This is a genomic window from Lacibacterium aquatile (assembly GCF_042683105.1).
Classification (GTDB): domain Bacteria; phylum Pseudomonadota; class Alphaproteobacteria; order Elsterales; family Elsteraceae; genus Lacibacterium; species Lacibacterium aquatile.
In genome coordinates this window covers 500,742-519,438 of sequence record NZ_JBHUIP010000012.1, presented here as the reverse complement: position 1 = coordinate 519,438, position 18,697 = coordinate 500,742, and the positions used below count along the sequence as shown (strand labels likewise).

The 18,697-nt window shown below is 64.0% G+C and carries 19 protein-coding genes and 1 riboswitch; of the genes, 12 read left to right on the top strand and 7 right to left on the bottom strand.

Annotated features, from left to right (window positions below; translation table 11 throughout):
* The first annotated feature begins 27 nt into the window (after positions 1-27).
* Genes ACFSM5_RS14045 through queF form a run of 4 tightly spaced genes read left to right on the top strand, consistent with a single transcriptional unit; the run spans position 28 to position 3,211 of the window.
* The gene (locus tag ACFSM5_RS14045; protein ID WP_379877062.1) at positions 28-588 is read left to right on the top strand and encodes a queuosine precursor transporter; all 561 of its coding nucleotides are present in this window, start codon (positions 28-30) and stop codon (positions 586-588) included.
* A 6-nt stretch (positions 589-594) separates the two neighbouring features.
* Entirely contained in the window at positions 595-1,626 is a 1,032-nt protein-coding gene (gene queA, locus ACFSM5_RS14040) for a tRNA preQ1(34) S-adenosylmethionine ribosyltransferase-isomerase QueA (RefSeq protein WP_379877061.1), read from the top strand.
* The gene (gene tgt, locus ACFSM5_RS14035; protein ID WP_379877060.1) at positions 1,623-2,750 is read left to right on the top strand and encodes a tRNA guanosine(34) transglycosylase Tgt; all 1,128 of its coding nucleotides are present in this window, start codon (positions 1,623-1,625) and stop codon (positions 2,748-2,750) included. The genes queA and tgt overlap by 4 nt, the downstream gene beginning before the upstream one ends.
* Complete coding sequence (gene queF / locus ACFSM5_RS14030; RefSeq protein ID WP_379877059.1) at positions 2,747-3,211, top strand: preQ(1) synthase; 465 nt, start codon at positions 2,747-2,749, stop codon at positions 3,209-3,211. The genes tgt and queF overlap by 4 nt, the downstream gene beginning before the upstream one ends.
* A gap of 150 nt (positions 3,212-3,361) precedes the next feature.
* Here queF and ACFSM5_RS14025 read toward each other — a convergent pair whose 3' ends face one another.
* Together ACFSM5_RS14025 and ACFSM5_RS14020 are read right to left on the bottom strand one after the other, a co-directional pair.
* Positions 3,362-3,949 carry a gamma-glutamylcyclotransferase gene (locus ACFSM5_RS14025; RefSeq protein ID WP_379877058.1) on the bottom strand — a complete coding sequence of 196 codons (588 nt, stop codon included), beginning with the start codon at positions 3,947-3,949 and terminating at the stop codon, positions 3,362-3,364.
* Positions 3,946-4,824: a DMT family transporter gene (locus ACFSM5_RS14020; RefSeq protein ID WP_379877057.1), complete on the bottom strand. Its 879-nt coding sequence runs from the start codon at positions 4,822-4,824 to the stop codon at positions 3,946-3,948. The genes ACFSM5_RS14025 and ACFSM5_RS14020 overlap by 4 nt, the downstream gene beginning before the upstream one ends.
* A gap of 106 nt (positions 4,825-4,930) precedes the next feature.
* Between ACFSM5_RS14020 and ACFSM5_RS14015 the strand changes: the two genes are divergently transcribed.
* Positions 4,931-5,995 carry a DUF2125 domain-containing protein gene (locus tag ACFSM5_RS14015; RefSeq protein WP_379877056.1) on the top strand — a complete coding sequence of 355 codons (1,065 nt, stop codon included), beginning with the start codon at positions 4,931-4,933 and terminating at the stop codon, positions 5,993-5,995.
* 320 nt (positions 5,996-6,315) lie between these two features.
* Here the strand turns inward: ACFSM5_RS14015 and ACFSM5_RS14010 are convergent, their stop codons facing one another.
* From ACFSM5_RS14010 to htpX, 4 genes are read right to left on the bottom strand one after another with little or no spacing between them, the layout of a single operon-like run.
* On the bottom strand, positions 6,316-7,986 hold the full coding sequence (locus tag ACFSM5_RS14010; protein ID WP_379877055.1) for a heparinase II/III family protein: 1,671 nt from the start codon (positions 7,984-7,986) through the stop codon (positions 6,316-6,318).
* Positions 7,983-8,654, bottom strand: a complete 672-nt coding sequence (rpe, locus tag ACFSM5_RS14005) for a ribulose-phosphate 3-epimerase (protein WP_379877054.1) — start codon at positions 8,652-8,654, stop codon at positions 7,983-7,985. Before rpe ends, ACFSM5_RS14010 begins: the two co-directional genes overlap by 4 nt.
* A gap of 20 nt (positions 8,655-8,674) precedes the next feature.
* Positions 8,675-10,021 (bottom strand): RsmB/NOP family class I SAM-dependent RNA methyltransferase, encoded by a 1,347-nt coding sequence (locus ACFSM5_RS14000; RefSeq protein ID WP_379877053.1) that lies wholly within the window; start codon positions 10,019-10,021, stop codon positions 8,675-8,677.
* Positions 10,018-10,941: a zinc metalloprotease HtpX gene (gene htpX / locus ACFSM5_RS13995; RefSeq protein ID WP_379877052.1), complete on the bottom strand. Its 924-nt coding sequence runs from the start codon at positions 10,939-10,941 to the stop codon at positions 10,018-10,020. The genes ACFSM5_RS14000 and htpX overlap by 4 nt, the downstream gene beginning before the upstream one ends.
* 86 nt (positions 10,942-11,027) lie before the next feature.
* Here htpX and ACFSM5_RS13990 point away from each other — a divergent pair, with 86 nt between their 5' ends.
* A complete protein-coding gene (locus ACFSM5_RS13990) occupies positions 11,028-11,207 on the top strand; it encodes a DUF1674 domain-containing protein (RefSeq protein ID WP_379877051.1) in 180 nt (59 codons plus the stop codon).
* A 461-nt stretch (positions 11,208-11,668) separates the two neighbouring features.
* On the opposite strand, the gene ACFSM5_RS13985 is transcribed toward ACFSM5_RS13990, so the two are convergent.
* Positions 11,669-12,244 (bottom strand): TMEM165/GDT1 family protein, encoded by a 576-nt coding sequence (locus ACFSM5_RS13985; protein WP_379877050.1) that lies wholly within the window; start codon positions 12,242-12,244, stop codon positions 11,669-11,671.
* A gap of 23 nt (positions 12,245-12,267) precedes the next feature.
* A riboswitch (yybP-ykoY riboswitch) is annotated at positions 12,268-12,464 on the bottom strand.
* Between the two features lie 107 nt (positions 12,465-12,571).
* Between ACFSM5_RS13985 and ACFSM5_RS13980 the strand changes: the two genes are divergently transcribed.
* The 6 genes from ACFSM5_RS13980 to ACFSM5_RS13955 all read left to right on the top strand — a co-directional run bounded on the left by ACFSM5_RS13980 (position 12,572) and on the right by ACFSM5_RS13955 (position 18,668).
* Entirely contained in the window at positions 12,572-12,928 is a 357-nt protein-coding gene (locus ACFSM5_RS13980; RefSeq protein ID WP_379877049.1) for a DUF952 domain-containing protein, read from the top strand.
* Positions 12,929-12,931: 3 nt separating this feature from the next.
* A complete protein-coding gene (locus ACFSM5_RS13975; RefSeq protein ID WP_379877048.1) occupies positions 12,932-14,227 on the top strand; it encodes an EAL domain-containing protein in 1,296 nt (431 codons plus the stop codon).
* Between the two features lie 7 nt (positions 14,228-14,234).
* Complete coding sequence (locus ACFSM5_RS13970; protein WP_379877047.1) at positions 14,235-15,101, top strand: TIGR01459 family HAD-type hydrolase; 867 nt, start codon at positions 14,235-14,237, stop codon at positions 15,099-15,101.
* Between the two features lie 90 nt (positions 15,102-15,191).
* On the top strand, positions 15,192-16,727 hold the full coding sequence (locus ACFSM5_RS13965; RefSeq protein ID WP_379877046.1) for an ABC transporter ATP-binding protein: 1,536 nt from the start codon (positions 15,192-15,194) through the stop codon (positions 16,725-16,727).
* Positions 16,717-17,793, top strand: a complete 1,077-nt coding sequence (locus ACFSM5_RS13960; RefSeq protein ID WP_379877045.1) for an ABC transporter permease — start codon at positions 16,717-16,719, stop codon at positions 17,791-17,793. Before ACFSM5_RS13965 ends, ACFSM5_RS13960 begins: the two co-directional genes overlap by 11 nt.
* On the top strand, positions 17,793-18,668 hold the full coding sequence (locus tag ACFSM5_RS13955; protein ID WP_379877044.1) for an ABC transporter permease: 876 nt from the start codon (positions 17,793-17,795) through the stop codon (positions 18,666-18,668). Before ACFSM5_RS13960 ends, ACFSM5_RS13955 begins: the two co-directional genes overlap by 1 nt.
* The last annotated feature ends 29 nt before the right edge of the window (positions 18,669-18,697 follow it).

The following is an 18,697-nucleotide window of genomic DNA, read 5'->3' as shown; positions in this document are numbered from 1 at the left end:
GTATGTTCGACCGGATGGAGATATGAAATGCCCCAGACGCGCGCCTTGTCGCTTGCCGTCCTGGCGATGATTGTCATCGTCGTCGCTTCCAATTACCTCGTGCAGTTTCCGGTCACCAGCGGCGCCCTGGGCGAGTTCCTGACCTGGGGTGCGATCAGCTATCCCGTCAGTTTCCTGGTCACCGACCTGATCAACCGCTTCTTCGGCCCCGAAAAGGCCCGCCGCGTCGTCTATGCCGGTTTTGCCACCGGCGTTGCGGTCTCGGTCGCTTTCTCGTTCCTGGAGCTGACCACCCTGCGGATTGCGATTGCCTCGGGTGCTGCCTTCCTGGCTGCCCAGCTGCTGGATGTCACCATCTTCAATCGCCTGCGGACCCAGGCTTGGTGGCAGGCGCCTTTCATCGCTGGTGCTATCGCGTCGGCCGTCGATACCGGGATCTTCTTCTCGGTCGCTTTCGCGGGCACCGATGTTCCTTGGACCACCCTGGCGCTGGGTGACTTCGCGGTGAAGCTGGTGATGGCGCTGGTCATGCTGGCGCCCTTCCGCCTTGCCCTGTGGCGGGCGCACGGCACCCAGTTCGCGAAGTAATCAGCCATGCGTGTCGAGCTTTTCGATTTCGACCTTCCGCCCGACCGGATTGCCGAACGGCCGATGGTGCCGCGAGAAGCCGCACGCCTGCTGCATGTGACGCCGTCCGCCCTGATCGACAGGGTGGTCGGCGACCTGCCGGACCTGCTGCGTCCCGACGACCTGCTGGTCTTCAACGATACCCGCGTGATCCCGGCCCGCCTGCGGGGCGAGCGCGGCGAGGTCAAGGTGGAGGCGCTGCTACATCAGCGCCTCGCCAATGGCTGCTGGTCAGCCTTCGCAAAGCCCGGCAAGCGCCTGAAGCCGGGACAGATAATTAGTTTTTCTCATGATCTGTCGGCCGAAGTAATCGAGAAGCGCGAGTCCGGCGAGATCATCCTGCGCTTCAACGTCGAAGGTGCCGCTTTCCGGGATGCGTTGGAGCGTTATGGCGAGATGCCTCTGCCGCCCTATATCCGCCGCGCCCAGGACGATCAAGACAAGGGTGACTATCAGACGGTGTTCGCTGCCAAGGATGGTGCAGTGGCTGCGCCGACAGCGGGCCTGCATTTCACCGAACAGTTATTAGAAAAACTAATGTCTAAGGGCGTGGCGCGCGAGACGGTGACGTTGCATGTGGGCGCTGGCACCTTTCAGCCGGTAAAGGTCGAGGAAACCGACGAGCATAAGATGCACGCCGAAACCGGTGAGATCACCCCGGAGGTCGCCGAACGCCTGAACGAAGCCCGCAAAGCTGGCCGTCGCATCATCGCCTGCGGCACCACGGCCCTGCGGGTGCTGGAGAGCGCGGCCGATGAGAACCGCCGGTTCCATGCTTTTGACGATGAGACGCGGATCTTCATCACGCCGGGATACCGCTTCAAGGGCATCGATGCGCTGATCACGAACTTCCATCTGCCGCGCTCAACCCTCTTCATGCTGGTGTCCGCCCTGATGGGGCTGGATCGCATGCAGGCGGCCTATGCCCACGCTATTGCCCATGGCTATCGCTTCTTCTCCTACGGCGATGCCAGCCTTCTGGAGCCTGCTGCCCAATGACCGAGTTTCGTTACGAAGTTCTCGCCAAGTCCGGCAACGGGCGGCGGGGGCGCCTGCATACCGCCCATGGCGTGGTGGAAACCCCGGTCTTCATGCCGGTCGGCACGGCGGGAACGGTCAAGGGCATGCTGCCGGAAAGCGTCAAAGCGACCGGCGCCTCCATCATCCTCGGCAATACCTATCACCTGATGCTGCGCCCCGGCGCTGAGCGGGTGGCGGCCCTGGGCGGCCTGCATAAATTCATGAACTGGTCCGGCCCGATCCTGACCGACAGCGGCGGCTATCAGGTCATGTCGCTGACCGATCTGCGCAAGATGAGCGAGGAAGGGGTGACCTTCCGCAGCCATATCGACGGCAAGCAGTGGAAGCTGACGCCGGAACGCTCGACCGAGATTCAGCATCTGCTGGATGCCACGATCACGATGGCGTTCGACGAATGCACGCCTTATCCGGCGACGGAGGAGTTGGCGAAGACCTCCATGGAGCTGTCGATGCGCTGGGCCAAGCGCTCGCGCGATGCCTTCCAGGCGCGCACGGGCTATGGCCAGTTCGGTATCGTCCAGGGCTCGGTCTATCCCGATCTGCGCTACCGCTCCATCGATGCCCTGACCGAGCTTGATTTCGAAGGCTATGCCGTCGGCGGCCTCGCGGTCGGTGAGGGGCAGGAAATGATGTTCAAGGTCCTGGACTTCACCATGCCGCGCATGCCGCAGGAGAAGCCGCGTTACCTGATGGGGGTGGGCAAGCCGTCCGATATCGTCGGCGCGGTTCAGCGCGGCATCGATATGTTCGACTGCGTTTTGCCGACCCGCTCCGGCCGCACCGCCCAGGCCTTCACCCGCCGAGGCACCATCAATGTGCGCAATGCTCGCCATGCCGAAGATACGCGGCCGCTGGACGTCGATTGCGCCTGCCCGACCTGTACCCAGTATCAGCGTGGCTATCTGCATCACCTTTTCAAGGCCGAGGAGATGCTGGGGGCGATCCTGCTGACCTGGCACAACATCCATTATTATCAGGAACTGACGGCCGATCTGCGCCGGGCCATCGAGGAAGATCGCCTGGATGCTTTCGCCGCCGACTTCCACCGGCAACAGGCCGAAGGGGATATCCCGCCGCTATGAGCAGCACCGATAAATACGCCGTCCTGACCCAGCTGGGCACCAAGACCGACCTGCCGCAATCGCCCGAAGAAGCAGTGCTGGAGCGGGTGGCGAACAGCCAGGATGTGCCCTACTGCGTGCGCTTCACGGCGCCTGAATTCACCTCGCTCTGCCCCATGACCGGGCAGCCGGATTTCGCGCATCTGATGATCGACTATGTGCCGGGCAAATGGCTGGTCGAGTCGAAGTCGCTGAAGTTGTTCCTCGGTTCCTTCCGCAATCACGGCGCTTTCCACGAGGATTGCACGGTGAATATCGCCCGCCGCCTGGTGGATGTGCTGGAGCCGGTATGGCTGCGCATCGGCGGCTATTGGTATCCGCGCGGCGGGATTCCAATCGATGTGTTCTACGCGACTGGGGAAACGCCGAAAGGCGTGTGGATACCTGACCAAGGTGTGCCGCCGTATCGCGGTAGAGGTTAAATTTTTTCGTCATCCCGTGGCTCGACCACGGGATCTCCTCCGGGAGATTGTCCAATCCTGCCGAGATGACGTGGAAACGCGCCCGGAGGAGACCCCGGGATCAAGTCCCGGGGTGACGTCCTTCTTGGGCGACCCTCCGGCCGAGCGACCCTAAATCCCGTCGCCTGCGAACACCGGATGCTCCGGCCTATCGAGGCCTTCGCCATGCAGTGTCGTCAACCTGCGCACCAGATTGGCGAGCGCCTCCAGCCCATGGTCATGGATGCCCAGCTCGGCCAGATGGTCGACGGTGTTATAGAGGTAGGTGCAGTTCTGGCCGCGCTCGCCGCAGCTGGTGGCGATCAGGCGGGCGGCGGCGTCATGGGTCAGGCGACCGGCATATTGCTCGTTCTGGGTATTGATCACGAAGCTCTGGGCCAGCACCGGCCCGTCGGGCGTCACGATCCGCAGCATCTTGGCGATATAGGCGCTGTTCAGCATCTCGCGGTCCCAGAGATACTCCTTGACCGCCGGAACCTCGGCAGCGGCTACCCGGAAGACCACGCCCCGGCAGGCGCCGCCGCGGTCCAGCCCCAGGACGAGGCCGGGCTTCTCCTTGGTGCCGCGATAGCGGTGGGAATAGAGGCAGAAACGGCGGTGGTAGCCGCGCAGGATGCCGGTCCGTTTCTCGAGATACGGAAAACCGGGGTCCCAGATCAGCGACCCATAGCCAAAAACCCAATAGTCGCTGTCGTTCATGCCGTCCTAGGTTTGGCGGGTTTCGCGTTCACAATGGCAACGCCGGTCGCGGCAATGGCGATGCCGATCAGCGCCAGTATGCCCAAGCGTTCGTCAAAGAGGAAATAGGCAGTGATCGCGGTCAGCGGCGGCACCAGATACATCAGGCTCGCAACCCCCGCCGCGCTGCCCCGGCGGATCAGCCAGAAATAGAGCGCGATGGTGCCGACCGACAGCACAAGCGTCAGCCAGGTGAAGGCGAAGATGAACTCGCCGGTCCATTCCACATGGAAATTTTCCAGCAGCGGCACCACGGGCAGATAAAAGGCGACGCAGACCAGATACTGCCAGGCGGTCATGGTGCGCAGATCGCCCGTGCCGCCGTATTTCTTCTGATGCAGCGTGCCATAGGTGATGGCGATGAGGCCCATGAAACAGGCCGCAAGCCCGCCGAGCGGCAGATGGGCGCTGGTCAGCTTCTCGAACAGCACGCAGGAAACGCCGACCAGACCCAGGACCAGACCCAGCCACTGGCGTCCGCCGACCTTCTCGCCCAGCAGCGGCCCGGCCAGCACGGCAGTCAGCAACGGCTGCAGGCTGGCGATCAGCGAGGTGACGCCCGCGGATACCCCGACCGAGATGCCGTAGAAGATCCCGCCCAGATACACCCCATGCAGCAGCAGGCCCGATAGGCCCAGATGCACCGCCTGCCAGCCCTTGGGCCAGGGCGCCCGTACAAAAAAGGCGGCCAGACTCAGGATCGCGCTGGCGGCGATGAAGCGATAGAGCAGCAGGGTCAGCGGCTCGGCATGGGGCAGACCGAGGCGCCCACCGATGAAGCCGGTATGCCAGAGTGCGACAAATAGGAGCGGCGCGGCGCGGGTCACAATGTTCATGGGCCCGAGTTTGCATGAGTGTACGGGCAACGCTCATGCTTTGACTGCATGGCGGATGCGCGGGTCCCCCTTGCCGATATCTTCAAGAACAGTTATGGCAAAGGTGATGTCTCAGTTAGCGCCGATCCTGCGCCGCCCAGGTACGATTGCTCTCGCCGTCTTTATTCTTCTGACCGGCGTCTTGTGGCTATTGTGGATCATTGCGGACGGAAAAGTGCGCGATGGCTTTGCCGATTGGACCGAAGCCCGGCGCGCGGACGGCTGGCAGATCGCCCATGGCGATATCGATACGGGCGGCTTCCCCTTTGCGGTCCGCCTGCACCTCAAGACGCCGCGCCTGCTGATCCCGACCGATCCCAATCGCTCTATCGTGGGGCTGGTGGGCCTTGCGGCAGATGCCGAAAGCGCCGATGTCGTCTGGTCGCTGTTCGATCCCTTCGCGGTGCGCCTGGAGCTTCCGGCCCGCACCGCGCTCGAAGCGCGCTGGCCCAATGGCGGCCTGTGGCAGGGCGCATTGGCCGGGGGTGGTCAGGTGACGGTCAGCGAACGGAGCGGGGGGTTCAAGCTGTCGCTGGTGCTCGATAATGCGGCGCTGACGGCGACGGGCAAAGGGTCCGATATGCGGGCAGACCGGCTTGCGCTCGATATCGTGCGCCACCCCAAACAATCGACTGACCATCTGCGCCCGTCGTTGGATCTGGAATTCGATCTGGTCAATCTGCTGGCCCCCGATGCCGATCCGATCCTGGCCAAGCCCCTGAGCGTCGGCATCCGCGCGACCGTCATGGGCGCCCTGCCGCCGGGTCCGCCCGCTGTTGTGCTGCCTGCCTGGCGGGACGAGGGCGGGACGATCGAGATGCATGAGCTGCGCGCGGCCAGCGGCACCGTGAAGCTGCTGGGCAATGCGACCCTGGCACTGGATCGCCAGATGCGCCCGCAAGCTGCCGGAACCCTGACGGCTATCGGCTTCCCCGAAGCCATCGAGCGGCTGACCGAAGCGGGCCTGATCGAGGAACGCGACGCTAAACTGTCCAAGCTGCTGCTGCTGGCCTTGGCGAAGAAGGATCAGGAGACGGGCCTGCCGTCGCTGTCGATCCCGGTCACGGTGCAGAATGGCTGGTTCTCCGCCGGACCGTCGCAGCTGTTTCAGGTAAAGCCAATAAGGCCCTGACGGCGCTCGTCCGGTGGCGATCTGCGCGTTGCCGACGGTGCTCGGTGCTCACGTACAGTCGTACGCTCCGCGCCTGCGCTCGCCAGCGCCTAGCAGCTCATCCACCGGCCTTCACTTCTAAAGCCGAGTAAGAGGCAGCCGCCATCCCGCACTTGATGCGGGATCTCGCGTGGCCGAACCGCGTCGCACCGCCGTCTCAAGCGTGAAGGCCGGTGAGTGAGCTGCTAGGCGTTTTCGAGCGCAGGCGCGGAACGTACGACTGTACGTGAGCACCGAGCACGGGAAGCAACGACGCAGATCGCCGCCGGACGAACGCCCCATTAAGGCTTTAGGGCCTCGCGTTGGAGCGCCCATTTGACGGACGTGGATTTATCCGGCGTCGTGGTCCCGGTCATGGTGATCTGTTGCGAGCGGCGCAGTTCGCCCCGCTTGCCCAGATAGATCGAATCCGACAAGCCGAGCTCGGCCCCCGATGCCCGGAACCGCCAGCCTGCGCCGCCGGATGTCTTCAGCAGCACGGCCGCGCCGTCGCGGATCAGCACAGCCTGAACGCGGGGGTGTAGATGCAGGCGGATACAGAATTTCTGCGGCTCAGCCGCTGCGCCTTTGCGCTCCAGCCCGACCGGCGCCAGCACATCCTCGCCGCGCAGATCCTCGCCGGTTCCCGCCAGATATAGGCGGCGGCGATGCTCCAGGGCGAAAGGCACGACATAACCGTCGTGGGTCATCTCCAGCCAGACGCCGTCTTCGCTTTCCTCGCGGCTGACTCCCACATGGGTCACGCCTTTGCCCAGGCGATTGCCGTCGATGATCTCGGTCGAGGGGCGGTCGGCGATGGTCAGGGTCGAATGGGCCGCCGTGCCGCGTTGGGCACGCCGCCAGTCCGAACCGTCCGGCACATGGGCTCCGCAATTGACGATCAGCCGGTCGCGCTCATAGCTCAGCTCGAACGACAGGGTCCCGGCATGGGCGGCGGAGTTGGCAATGTTTGGAACGCCGGTATCGCAGATCAGCACGGTCTTGCCGCGCATCGCCCGCTGGAAACCCGATTGCGTCGCGCTGTTGGGTGGCTTGCTGGAGGTTTCCGAGGAATCGAGAATCCGGCGGACCTCGACGGGGTCTTCCTCGTTGCTGTCGTTGAAGAGCGCCAGCCCGCCATCGCCATGTTTGAAGAAGCGGACCATCGGCGCCATACGGTCGATGGCCAGCACCAGACTGTCCGGAACGGCACCACCACCGGCACGCAGGATATTGCGCAGATCGATCAGCATCCGCAGGGCCGCCAGCTGGCGCGACGGGCTACGGTCGCTATGGCCGCCGTCGGTGCGGATATCGGCACTCAGGGTGCTGTCGAGCTGGCTTTCGACGAGGCTACGGGCGCGGGTGGCCTCTTTCTCGTCCAGCGGCACGCAGACGACGCCATAGGCAAGGCCACGGATAGCCTCCAGACGGCCAAGGCCAGCGGGGGCATGGCTGACCGCCTCAGAAAGATGGCGGGTCTGCATGGCAAGACTGCGATAGAGCGGCGCGCGCAGGGCATCGCCGCCGGGGGCCAGCAGCCATTCGATATGCACCAGCAGAGCGGCGACGCGGCGGCCGGTGACATCGGCCCGCCAGGATTGCCCGTCCCAATGATCGCCAAGATCGGCCAGCCACAGGCCGACCATATCGCGGGCGCGATCCCGGGCGGCATCGCCGCCAAAGGCTTTCAGATCGGCGAGCCAGCCGAAACCATGCAGCCAGTCGAGCCAGCTTTGCGAGGCGCCGAGCGGATGCCAGATCTCAGGCCCAGCCGGAAAAGTCTGGCGGACGAAGGTGAATTCGCCGCGCGTGATCCGCTGCCCCAGATCGGGATCGCCGACCCAGGGTTCGGAGGGCAGATAGAGCAGCCGGTCGGGTGGCTCGCGCTTGAGCTTCGCCCAGTACCAGGGCGTCTGGGCCTTGAGGACCGCGAGCGCTTTGCCCGCCCGATTGCGCCAGGAACCCGTCACGCCGCCCGATTACCCCGCAGCGCATCCATGTTCGACCCATAGACGGCAGGACCGCCGGTGAAGGTAGCCGTCCCGGCGACCAGCAGATCGGCGCCGGCGGAGATTGCCAGCGGCGCGGTCTTGAGGTTGATGCCGCCGTCGACTTCCAAATCGATGGTCTTGCCAGTGGCATCGATGCGCTTGCGCAAAATCTCGATCTTGCGCAGCTGGCTATCGATGAAACTCTGGCCGCCGAAGCCCGGATTGACGCTCATCACCAGAATAAGATCGAGGTCTTCGAGCAGATAATCGACCGCTTCGACCGGGGTTGCCGGATTAAGGACGATACCGGCCTTCTTGCCGAAGCTTTTGATCAACTGAACGGTGCGGTGCGGATGGGCGCCTGCCTCGGGATGGAAGCTGATGATATCGGCGCCAGCTTCGGCGAAACCCTGGATATAGGGATCAACCGGACCGATCATCAGATGCACGTCGAACGGCTTCTGGGTATGGGGACGCAGCGCCTTCACCACGGCCGGGCCGATGGTGATGTTAGGGACGAAATGACCGTCCATCACATCGACATGGATATAGTCGGCGCCTGCAGCGTCGAGCGCCCGGATCTCTTCGCCCAGCTTGGCGAAATCGGCGGAGAGGATCGAGGGGGCGATACGGATGTTCTGTTGCATGGAGGAGAGTTAAACCCTAGTCAGGCCGCGCGCCGCAAGCGCGCAGCAAAAAATCCGTCGAGTCCGCCCAGGTCTCCCCAATGGTGGGGAAGCGTGCGCAGCCAGCCTTCGGGAGAGATGGCGTCGGCCAGTCCACCGACCTCGTCCGGGGAAATCGCCTCGGTCGTGAAGCGGCTATCCCTGGCCAGGAAAGCGGCAATCCGCTCCGGCCCTTCGGCCGCTTCGAGTGAACAGGTGCAATAGAGCAGCATCCCGCCCGGTACCAGCATCTCGGCGGCAGAAGCCAGCAGCCGGTCCTGGGCGACGGTCAGCTTGTCGATATCGCCCGGCGACTTCAGCCACAGCACATCGGGATGACGGCGCGCGGTGCCGGTGGCGGAGCAGGGCGCATCCAGCAGCACGGCATCATAGGGCGTGGGCGGGTTCCAGGAGGCGGCATCCCCGGCCACCACCTCGGCATGAAGGCCGGTGCGGGCGAGGTTTTCCGACAGGCGGCCCAGGCGCGGGGCCGACCGGTCGAGCGCGGTGACCTTGGCCCCGGCGGCGGCCAGCTGCAGCGTCTTGCCGCCAGGGGCGGCACAGAGATCGGCGACGCGCTTGTCCTTCAGGTCGCCCATCAGACGCACGGGCAGGGACGCTGCGGCGTCCTGCACCCACCAGCTGCCATCGCTATAGCCGGGCAGATCGGTCACAAGACCCGCACGGGCCAGGCGCACGCTGCCGGTCGGCAACATAAGCCCCCCCAGATCGCCGCACAGTTCCTCGGCCCGCGACGGGTCACGCAGGGAGATATCGAGCGGCGGTTCATTCATCAGCGCCTTGACGATGGCGCGGACGGTATCCTCGCCATAGGTCCGGGACCACGAAGCCCAGAGCCAGTCGGGCAAGGCCTTGCGCTCGGCATCGATGCGCAGGCGCATCAGCTCGCCCTGTTCGGCGATTCGGCGCAGCACCGCATTGATGAGGGCTTTAAGGTGCGGAACACCGACCTGTTCGGCCAGCGCAACGGTGCGGCTGACGGCGGCATGGGCAGGCGTGCCCAGCACCAGCAGCTGAACGGCGCCCAGGCGCAGCAGATCATGCCCGGCGGCATCGCGCGGCTTCAGTGGTTCACGCAGGCACAGACTCAGCACGGCATCGATGATGCCCAGCTGTCGCAGGCAGGCGGTGACCATGGCGCGGGCAAAGCCGCGGTCGCGCGGCTCCAGCGTATTGAGGCCGGGGTGCTGGGCGAGGGCATCGTCCAGTGCCTGGCGGCGGCGCAGAATCTGGCTCAGAAGCTCGTGGGCGACGACGCGGGCATCGATCCCGCGTGCGCCACCTTCGTTGCTTTGAAGCGGTCGGCTGGTACTGGAACTGTCGCTCATCCCCACGGTCCGTTGGATTTGGAAACCGGGCGACTATAACCGGAAGGAACCGCTGTGCGGGTAAAACCGTCGCGCATCATCTCCATCAGGCGCGCCACGCGGTTGCGGGTCGCTGGATGGGTCGAGAAAAGATTGTCCGCTCCCCGGCCCGACAGCGGGTTGGAGATGAACATATGGGCGGTCGCCGGATTATGTTCGGCCGTCACGTTAAGGGTCCCCTGGGCATAAGCCTCGATCTTCTCCAGAGCGGATGCCAGCGAGCGCGGATTACCGCAGATCTCGGCGCCGACACGGTCCGCTTCATATTCCCGCGTCCGGCTGATCGCCATCTGAACCATGGTCGCGGCCAGCGGGGCAAGGATCATCATCGCCAAGCCACCGATTAATCCCAGCGGATTGGAATTGCCATTCTCGTCCCGGCTGCCGCCAAGCCCCGTGAACATCATCAGATTACCCAGCATGCCGATGGCACCGGCCAAGGTGGCGGTGATGGTCATCATCAGGGTGTCGCGGTTCTTGATATGCGCCAATTCATGGGCGACGACGCCCGCCAGCTCGTCCTTGGTCAGGACGCGCATGATGCCTTCAGTCACCGCGACGGCGGCATTGTCCGGGTTGCGGCCAGTGGCAAAGGCGTTCGGCTGAGCTTCCTGAATCACATAGAGCTTGGGCATCGGGATCTGCGCGCGCTGCGCCAGCCCGGCGACCATGTCGTAGAATTCCGGCGACTGCGCACGCTCGACCGGCTGGGCGCGATACATCGACAGAACAAGCTTGTCGGAGTTCCAATAGGCCATGAGGTTCATCGCACCGGCGACAGCCAGAGCGATCATCATGCCCCCGGACCCACCGATCAGATAGCCGACCGCCGCAAACAGGGCGACCAGGGCGGCCATCAACAGAAATGTGCGAGTGTGCATGGCTTCTAGATGCTCTCCTCTTGGATAGTATGCCTGTTAGACCCTATGTAAGAAACCATCCAATTCGGTCAAGAATAGGACCTCCGATGAGCACGCAAAAACCTGAAGCCAAGCCCCGCACCTTCACCAGCCACGCCCCCAAGGCGGCCGAGGCTGCCCCGGCTCCCGCCCCGGAGAAGAAGGAAGTCGAATACGGTGGCCCCAAAGGTCCCGAACCCACCCGCTATGGCGATTGGGAACGCGGCGGACGGTGCTCGGATTTCTGAGGCTCTTTTTCAAACCAAAACCGTCATGCCCCGGTTTATCCGGGGCATCTCCTCCGGGGGTGCCTCCACACTGGCTCGACCTCTCTTGGACACACTCCCGGAGGAGATCCCCCGAACAAGTCGGGGGATGACGAGGCTGCGTGGAGGCATACCTCCCCTTACGCAAAGTTTTTAAGCAGCGATGCATTTTGTCGCTTGCAAATGCGATCCATTCTCATTATCGAAGAACTCGAGCGGCACATGCGGTGTCCTGCTCGAACCCTTCCGAGCCTTAACCCCGCCTGCCAGCGTCCCGGCAGCGGGGTTTTCTTTTGGGGCAATGCCTCAGAGAATAAAGCACGTCATCCCCGGACTTGATCCGGGGATCTCCCGTGGCCAGACCGCGTCGAGACGCTTTAAAGACTCTCTACGCGGTGCGGCTACACAAGATCCCAGGATCAAGTCCTGGGATGACCGATCATTTATGAACGCCAGATCGGCAGCGCCAGCACGCCCAGCACCACAAACAGAGCCGCCGCCAGCTTGCGGGTGACGTGCAGTGGGATTTTCGCGCTCATGGCACGGCCTGCGAAGACGATGGGCAGATTGACAAGCATCATGCCGAAGATCGATCCGATCATCACGGCGGCAAAGGGTTTGAGGTCGGCGGCCAGCATCACGGTGGCGATCTGGGTCTTGTCGCCCATCTCCAGCATGAAGAAGCCGATCAGGCTGGCGAGGAACGGGCCGAAGCGGCGATCTTTCTGGTCGTCATCGTCCACCTTGTCGGGGATGAGGGTCCAGGCGGCAATGACGATGAAGGACAGGCCGACGCCCCATTGCAGATAATCATAGGGAATACGGGTGGCGACCAAGGCGCCGACAGCCCCGGCAAGCAGATGATTGGCAATCGTCGCAATCAAAATACCCCAGGCCACTGGCCAGGGTCGATTGTACCGGCACGCCAGAATCAAGGCGAACAGCTGGGTCTTATCGCCAATTTCGGCAATAGCGACGGCAGCGGTCGAAGCGGCGGTAGAAAGAAGGAAACTGTCCATAACCAAACGCGAGCCGGGCGACTGAACTCAAGACGAACGGAACTGCAAAATGGCCGCCCGGCTCGGGCTGTCATCTGCTGTACCGTTGGTCTCGCCAGTTGCTGGACAGGGTTTGCACCCATGTCTGGCCCGATCGCGCCATAGCCTTTTGAAACAAGGCCAAGTGTGTTGACGCGAACCCACCAAAAATGGCGGCGGCTACTCCCCAAGGACTAAGCGGCTTATAGCTGGCCCTGCGCGGCGGAGCAAGCCGCTTTGGCTGCGGTTGGGGTGGAACTTCGATTGCAACCCTTTCGTTTAAGGGCGTGGATCGTTATGGTGCCGAGCATGAGCGAAACCCTGATCTATCATCTTGCACGGGCTAAGGAATGGCAGGCAGCCGAGGCTGCGGGCGTCTATCGGGGATCGCCCGAGGATCGCCGCGACGGGTTCCTGCATTTCTCGACCTCTGCCGCCATCAAGCAGAGTGCGGCGAAACACCGCGCGGGCGAAGCCGATCTGCTGCTCGTGGAAGTGAATGCCGAACCGCTGGCCGCCGATATCAAATGGGAAGGGTCCGCCTCACGCGGCGCTATTCTTTTCCCCCATCTCTATGGCGACCTGCCCTTGAGCGCCGTCACCCGCATCGCCCCGCTTCCGCTGGATGAGGCGACAGGCCTGCATATCTTCCCGGATTGGTTCTGACGCATGCTCGGTTTCATCGCCCCCATCGCTTATGCGGCAGTTGCGTTTGTCGTGATGTTTGCCGCGCCGTCGGTCCTGGGCGATGGGCCGGTGCTCGATGCCAATACCTTGGGCATCCTGCTGGGGGTGATCATCCTGATCAGTGGCTTCCTGGTGCAGGAGATCATCACCCGCCGCAGTCAGGCCAATCAGACCCGTACCCGCTTCCGCGCCCTGCTGGAGCAGATGTCGCTACTGCGTGAGGAAGTCCGTGCACTGCGGGATGGCCAGCGCGCCGCCAGCGCTGCCGGCGGCGATGCTGCGGAGATCGAGACCGTTGTCGCCGAGATGCGGATGCTGAAGACGCTGGTCAATCAGATCGGCACCGGCCCCGCGCGCTCTGCTGCTGCACCGGCAGCCGCCCGTCCGGCCGCAGCTGGCGGATCGGGCATCGCGCCCATCGGTCCTGCTTCGGGTACCCAGATGCCTGCCGGGCTGCCGCCGCTCTCCAATGCCTTCGCGCCCGAGCCCGAAGGTGAGCCGATGGATTACGCCGACACCCGCAGCGACGAGGAGGTGATCCTCGACGTGGTGCGCGAGGCCCTGGCCGAGGAGCGGATGGAGCTGTCGCTACAGCCTATCGTGTCGCTGCCCTCGCGCCGTCTTGCCGTCTGGGAATGTCAGGCGACGGTGCGTACCGCCGAAGGCCTGTCCGTGCCGCCGGAAACCTATGCCGCGGTGGCGGAGCGCGCGGGCTTGGCCGCAACCATCAACAATATGCTGCTGGTGCGCTCGGTCCAGTTCGTGCGCCGCATGCGCCGCCAGAAGGCGACCATCGGCTATATCTGCCCGATCGCGGGCGAAACCCTGCGTGACCGCGCCTTCTTCGCCGACTTCTTAGGGTTTATGCAGGAAAATCGCGATCTGGCCGGCCTGCTCTCTTTCTCCATCGGACAGCAGGACGTTTTCCATTTCGACGCTCGCACCGATGCCGATGTGACGGCTCTGGGCGGTCTCGGCTTCCGCTTTGTGCTGGATAAGGTGTCCAACCTCGACCTCTTTGTCAGCGATCTGTCGAACAAGGGTTTCCGCACCGTGAAGATCCCGGCGCATATGCTGCTGGCCAAACACGGCAAGATCTCAGATCCGCGTGCCTTGAAGCGCAAGCTCGATACCGGAGCCATCGACATCATGGTCTCGGGCGTTGTGGCGGATAATGAACTTGTCGATCTGCTCGATTTTGCAGTCGACTATGGACAAGGCGCGCTGTTTGGGGCATCCCGTCCCGCCGAGAGCAAGTCCGAGATCCTTTACCGGTAACTGACCCATGATTCGCACGATTGCGGGTGTCGCGGAAATCGCCGACGCCTATGACGGTTTCATCATCGACCTTTGGGGTGTGCTGCATGACGGCGCCTCGCCCTATCCCGACAGCCGGGCGGCGCTGCTGGCGTTGAAGGCGGCGGGCAAGCACGTGGTGCTGCTTTCCAACGCCCCGCGCCCCTCGGCCGATGTGCAGATCCGCATGCGCGAAATGGGCTTTGCCGATGATGATTATAATCATCTGCTGACCTCGGGCGAGGATACGCGCACCCATCTGCGCACTCGTCCCGACGATTTCTATAAGAGCCTGGGGCAGAAGTATTTCCTGCTGGGCCTGCCGCGCGATGTGAACATCCTGCACGGGGTGCCCGGCACCCGCGTCATGGATGTCCGCGAGGCGGATTATGTCATCAATACCGGCGTCGAGCTGGGCGAGACCCTGGAAACCGCGCTACCGGTGCTGGAGCCTGCGCTGGCCAAGGGCCTGCCGATGGTCTGCGCCAATCCCGACATCACCATCGTGACGCGCGGCAAGGTCGAGGTTTGCGCCGGGCTGCTGGCCGACTGGTACGAAAAGGGCGGCGGCAAGGTCCGCTATCACGGCAAGCCGCACCCGGGCGTCTATCAGACCTGCTTCAAGGATCTGGGCCTCTCCGACCCCAAGCGCGTGCTCGCCATCGGCGATGGCCTCAAGACCGATATCAAGGGCGCCAACCGCGCGGGTTGCGACAGTTTGCTGATCGCGGGCGGTGTGCATGCCAACGAACTGGGGGCCAAGCCGGGGCATCTGCCCGATCTGGCACGGCTTTCGCAATTGGCCAAAGAGGAACAGGCGACGCCGACGTATGTCGCGTCCGTCTTCCGCTGGTAAGGCGGGTTTCGCATTGCAGACCCGCCCGCCTCATGCCAGCGTAAACTTTGACCGACTGGACAAAAATAAGGCAGGGGAGGCGGCGGGGAGATGAGTGACCAGGGAACGGACGCACCGCGCCTGCGCCTGTCCGGCATTACCAAACAATTCCCCGGCACACGGGCGAACGACGACGTCTCCCTGTCGCTGCTGCCGGGCGAGATCCATGCGCTGCTGGGCGAAAACGGCGCCGGTAAGTCGACGCTGGTCAAGATCGTCTATGGCCTGCTGGCGGCCGATGCCGGAACGGTCGAATGGGAAGGCGAGGCCGTTGCCTTCGATGGTCCTGCCGCTGCCCGCGCCGCCGGGATCGGCATGGTGTTCCAGCATTTCTCGCTGTTCGAGACGCTGACCGTCGCCGAGAATATCGCCCTGGCCCTGCCCGCCGATCAGGGCGGCAAGGAACTGCCTGCCCGCATTTCCGAGGTCGCGGCCCGCTATGGCCTTGCACTCGATCCCCACCGCCCGGTGCATGCGCTCTCGACCGGGGAGCGGCAGCGGGTGGAGATCGTGCGCTGCCTGCTGCAGGAACCGCGCCTGCTGATCATGGACGAGCCTACCTCGGTTCTGACCCCACAGGAAGCCGACACCCTGTTCGAGACCCTGCGCAAGCTGGCGTCCGAGGGCTGCACCATCCTCTATATCAGCCATAAGCTCGACGAGATCCGGGCTTTGTGCGAACGCGCGACCATCCTGCGCGGCGGCAAGGTGGTCGGCACCGCGAACCCGCGCGAGGTTTCGGCCAAGCAATTGGCGGAAATGATGATCGGCGGCTTGCTGACCCCACCAGACCGCAGCCACAAGATCCAGGGGCGGGATTTCCGTCTCAAAGTCAGCACCATGACCCTGCCCGCCGATCAGCCCTTCGGCGTCGATCTGCAGCGCATCGATTTCCAGGTGCGACCGGGCGAGATTCTGGGCATCGCAGGCTTGGCCGGATCGGGGCAAGGCGAGCTGCTGTCGGCCTTGGGGGGCGAGCGTCTGGTCGAGCCCGATACCATCCGCTTCGATGGGCAGTTCATGGGGCAGTTGGATGTGGCCGAGCGGCGCAGGCTGGGCCTTGCCTATGTACCCGAGGAGCGTCTGGGCCGCAGTGCCGTGCCGGATATGAGCCTTGCGGACAATATGCTGCTGTCGGGCTGGCAGGATGGTGCGCTGGTGCAGAAGGGCATGATCAAGCCCGCCGAGGCGACCAGCGCCGCTGAAAAGGTTATCCGGGCTTTCCGGGTCGCAGCCACCGGCCCAGCCGCCCTGGCCCGCCGCCTGTCGGGTGGCAATCTGCAGAAATTCATCATGGGGCGCGAGATCGGGCGGACGCCCAAGGTGCTGATCTGCGCCAATCCGACCTGGGGCGTGGATGCGGGCGCGGCGGCGCAGATCCATCAGGCGCTGCTGGATCTGGCGCGCAAGGGAACCTCCCTCGTCGTGATTTCGACCGATCTGGATGAGCTGTTTGCGCTCAGTGACAAGATGGCTGTGCTTTATCATGGCCGCCTGTCCGAAGCCCTGCCCTTGAGCGAGTTGAGTGTGGAACGTGTGGGCCTGATGATGGGCGGTAATTTTGCCGGGGATAGTGATGCGGCTTGATCTTATTCCCCGCCAGTCGACACCCGCCTGGGCGATCTATGGCACGCCGATCCTGGCGATTTTCCTGACCGTTGTAGCAGGCGCGATCCTGTTCGCGATCTTAGGCTTCAATCCCTGGCAGGCGCTGCATGGCTTCTTCATCGATCCGATCTCGACCGAATATGGCCTGACCGAACTGGGCGTCAAAGCAACCCCGCTGGCCCTGATCGCGGTCGGTCTGTCCATCGGCTTCCGCGCCGGGGTCTGGAACATCGGGGCCGAGGGGCAGCTCACGGTCGGCGCGATCTGCGCGGGCGGCGTCGCCCTGGCTTTCTGGGGCGATGAGGGCTGGTGGACCCTGCCGTTGATGCTGATGGCTGGTCTTGCAGGGGGCGCGGCCTATGCCGCGATCCCGGCCTTCCTGCGTACCCGCTTCCATGCCAACGAGATCCTGGTCAGCCTGATGATGACCTATGTCGCGCAGCTGTGGCTCGCCCTGCTGGTGCAGGGTCCCTGGCGCGACCCGCAAGGCTATAACTTCCCGCAGAGCCGCATGTTCGGTGCCGACTCCCTGCTGCCGGTGCTGGTCGAAGGATCGCGCCTGCATCTGGGTGCACTCGCCGCCCTGCTGGTGGTGGCAGCGGCCACGGTCCTGCTGTCCCGTGCCTTCATCGGCTATCAGGTCAAGGTGATCGGCCTTGCCCCGGCGGCGGCCAGCTTTGCCGGTTTCTCCGCCAAGAAGATCATCTGGTTCTGTCTGCTGGTGTCCGGCGCGCTGGCGGGTCTGGCGGGCATGATCGAGGTGTCGGGGCCCATCGGGCAGCTGATGCCGTCGGTCTCGCCGGGTTACGGTTTCACCGCGATCATCGTCGCCTTCCTGGGGCGCCTCAATCCCATCGGCATCCTGCTGGCGGCCCTGCTGCTCGCGCTTTCCTATCTGGGGGGTGAGAATGTGCAGGTGACCATGCGCCTGCCCCTGGCGGCGGCCAGCGTCTTCCAGGGCATGCTGCTGTTCTTCCTGCTGGGGACGGACGTGCTGCTGCGCTATCGCCCGCGCCTCGTCTTTGCCAAGGGGAAGGCTGCCTGATGGACCTGACCCTTTCCATCCTGATCTCTGTCGCCATGGCCGCAACGCCCCTGCTGCTGGCCGCGACGGGCGAACTGGTGACCGAGAAATCGGGCGTCCTGAACCTGGGCGTCGAAGGCATGATGCTGGTCGGCGCCGTGACTGCCTTTGCCGTAGCCTCGACCACCGGCAGCTATTTTGTCGGGACCCTCGCTGGCGCCCTGGGTGGCATGGCGATGGCGACGCTATTCGCGCTGCTGACGCTGGGGCTGCTGGCCAATCAGGTGGCGACAGGGCTGGCGCTCACCCTCGCCGGGGTCGGCCTGTCGGCGCTGGCGGGCAAGGAATTTGTCGGCCATCCCATCGAGGGAATGCCGCGTATCCTGGGCGTCGATGGTCTGGTGATCCTGTCGCTGGCTCTGGTCGTCTTCACCCATTGGCTGCTCTACAAGAGCCGCGCGGGCCTTGTGCTGCGGGCGATTGGCGAGAACCCGGAAGCGGCCCATGCGGTCGGCTATGGCGTGCGTAAGGTGCGGCTGGCGGCGGTGCTTTATGGCGGCGCCTGCTCGGGTCTGGCGGGAGCGTTTCTCTCGCTGTCCTATACCCCGATGTGGGCGGAGAATATGTCGGCCGGGCGCGGCTGGATCGCGCTTGCGCTGGTGGTTTTCGCCACCTGGCGCCCGGCGCGGGTGCTGCTGGGGGCCTATCTCTTCGGCGGCATCACGATTGCACAGCTTCATCTTCAGGGCCTGGGGGTGGCGATCCCCTCCCAGGTGCTGGCGATGCTGCCTTATCTTGCCACCGTGCTGGTGCTGGTGCTGATTTCGCGCGATGAATCGCGGATCAAGCTCAATGCGCCTGCCAGCATCGGCAAGATATTCTATCCTGATCGATAATCACGTCTGACGAACTTAAAAGGAGTGGG

Excerpts from the sequence above, each read along its gene's own strand:
- ACFSM5_RS14045 (WP_379877062.1), top strand. The coding sequence starts at position 28 with ATGCCCCAGACGCGCGCCTTGTCGCTTGCCGTCCTGGCGATGATTGTC.
- queA (WP_379877061.1), top strand. The coding sequence starts at position 595 with ATGCGTGTCGAGCTTTTCGATTTCGACCTTCCGCCCGACCGGATTGCC.
- tgt (WP_379877060.1), top strand. The coding sequence starts at position 1,623 with ATGACCGAGTTTCGTTACGAAGTTCTCGCCAAGTCCGGCAACGGGCGG.
- queF (WP_379877059.1), top strand. The coding sequence starts at position 2,747 with ATGAGCAGCACCGATAAATACGCCGTCCTGACCCAGCTGGGCACCAAG.
- ACFSM5_RS14025 (WP_379877058.1), bottom strand. The coding sequence starts at position 3,949 with ATGAACGACAGCGACTATTGGGTTTTTGGCTATGGGTCGCTGATCTGG.
- ACFSM5_RS14020 (WP_379877057.1), bottom strand. The coding sequence starts at position 4,824 with ATGAACATTGTGACCCGCGCCGCGCCGCTCCTATTTGTCGCACTCTGG.
- ACFSM5_RS14015 (WP_379877056.1), top strand. The coding sequence starts at position 4,931 with ATGTCTCAGTTAGCGCCGATCCTGCGCCGCCCAGGTACGATTGCTCTC.
- rpe (WP_379877054.1), bottom strand. The coding sequence starts at position 8,654 with ATGCAACAGAACATCCGTATCGCCCCCTCGATCCTCTCCGCCGATTTC.
- ACFSM5_RS14000 (WP_379877053.1), bottom strand. The coding sequence starts at position 10,021 with ATGAGCGACAGTTCCAGTACCAGCCGACCGCTTCAAAGCAACGAAGGT.
- htpX (WP_379877052.1), bottom strand. The coding sequence starts at position 10,941 with ATGCACACTCGCACATTTCTGTTGATGGCCGCCCTGGTCGCCCTGTTT.
- ACFSM5_RS13990 (WP_379877051.1), top strand. The coding sequence starts at position 11,028 with ATGAGCACGCAAAAACCTGAAGCCAAGCCCCGCACCTTCACCAGCCAC.
- ACFSM5_RS13985 (WP_379877050.1), bottom strand. The coding sequence starts at position 12,244 with ATGGACAGTTTCCTTCTTTCTACCGCCGCTTCGACCGCTGCCGTCGCT.
- ACFSM5_RS13980 (WP_379877049.1), top strand. The coding sequence starts at position 12,572 with ATGAGCGAAACCCTGATCTATCATCTTGCACGGGCTAAGGAATGGCAG.
- ACFSM5_RS13975 (WP_379877048.1), top strand. The coding sequence starts at position 12,932 with ATGCTCGGTTTCATCGCCCCCATCGCTTATGCGGCAGTTGCGTTTGTC.
- ACFSM5_RS13970 (WP_379877047.1), top strand. The coding sequence starts at position 14,235 with ATGATTCGCACGATTGCGGGTGTCGCGGAAATCGCCGACGCCTATGAC.
- ACFSM5_RS13965 (WP_379877046.1), top strand. The coding sequence starts at position 15,192 with ATGAGTGACCAGGGAACGGACGCACCGCGCCTGCGCCTGTCCGGCATT.
- ACFSM5_RS13960 (WP_379877045.1), top strand. The coding sequence starts at position 16,717 with ATGCGGCTTGATCTTATTCCCCGCCAGTCGACACCCGCCTGGGCGATC.
- ACFSM5_RS13955 (WP_379877044.1), top strand. The coding sequence starts at position 17,793 with ATGGACCTGACCCTTTCCATCCTGATCTCTGTCGCCATGGCCGCAACG.